The 1,339-nt window shown below is 70.4% G+C and carries 1 protein-coding gene; it reads right to left on the reverse strand.

Annotated features, from left to right (window positions below):
- Nucleotides 1-260: 260 nt before the first annotated feature.
- Nucleotides 261-1,339: cytochrome b/b6 domain-containing protein (locus B7X32_RS20900; RefSeq protein WP_292724158.1), on the reverse strand; the 1,079-nt coding region annotated here is incomplete at its 5' end.

Genomic DNA, 1,339 nt, shown 5'->3' on the forward strand with positions numbered 1-1,339 from the left:
GTCCGCCGCTAGGAGGGGGCCTCGACGCTGCGAGGGGGCGTGGATGCTGCGAGGGGGCGTGGACGGGTTCGCGACCGGGAGGGGTTACGCAACCCCCGGGGCACGCTTCTGCGCCGACGCCCCCTCTGAGCATCCACGCCCCCACGGGGGTTCGCTCCTGCGAGGGGGCCTCGATGCTGCGAGGGGGCGTGGGCGAAGAAAGCCGCCCGCGAAGCACCCGCCGCGAAGAACCCGCCCGCGAAGAACCTGCCCGCGCGGATCTACCGGCCGGACACCTGGCCGAACACCTTCGCGATGGGGGCGATCACGAGCGGTCGCGCGGCGAGCCAGCCTCCGGCGATCACCACGAGCGAGAGCACGAACACCCAGAAGCCGGTCCACGTCACCGCGTCCTGCGAGGCGAACATGTGGTTCAGGTTGCGCAGCATGCCGGTGAGCAGCACGAGCGCCACGTGCACCACGATGAACGCCGTGAAGAACAGCATGGTCGGGAAGTGCACCGCGCGCGCGAGCTCGATCGGATACGCCTTCGACAGGCCCTCCGCCTTCTTCGGCCACAGCCCCGACATCCGGAACCCCGTGGCGATGGCCACGGGCGCGGCGAGGAAGACGATCGTGAAGTAAGCGAGCTGCTGCAGGCTGTTGTAGTTGACCCAGCCGTTCTCGGTCGGCCAGTCGAATGACACATACTGCAGAGCCGCGGAGAGCGCGTTGGGGAACACGTCCCAGCTCGTCGGCACGATCCGCATCCACTGCCCCGTGACGAACAGCAGCACCACGAAGATCACGCCGTTGACGATCCAGAGCAGGTCGAGCCCCTGGTGGAACCACAGCGTCAGGCTGATCTTGCCCTTGGGGTTGCCGCGCGGCGTCCAGAACGCCGTCGGGCGCTTCTGGGTGCGCACCTGCAGTCCGGAGCGGATGATCAGCGTCATCAGGAACACGTTGAAGAAGTGCTGCCAGCCGATCCACCCGGGGATCCCGACGGGCGCCCCCGCGGGCAGGTGGTATTCGCCCGGGTAGGTCGTGAGGAAGTCCTGCATGAACGGCAGGCTGAGGAACGCGCGCACGAGCACGATCGCGGCCCCGGCCAGGACCGCGAGGCCTGCCGCGGCGAAGAGGCCGCTGATCGCCTGCGGCCAGGTCGGGCGGAGTTTCGATGCCGCGGGCTCCGCGACGGCGCGACGCGGCGCCGACCCGTTCCAGACGGTGCGCGTGAACGGCAGCGGCGTGGAGACGTCGGGGCGAGCAGCGACGGCGGTCGCCGGCGCAGCCGGTGCCGGGGCGGGAGCAGCGACGGCGGGTGCGACGACGGCGGCCTCCGTCGCCTCCGTCGAAG

Source organism: Microbacterium sp. 13-71-7 (assembly GCF_002257455.1).
GTDB lineage: Bacteria > Actinomycetota > Actinomycetes > Actinomycetales > Microbacteriaceae > Microbacterium.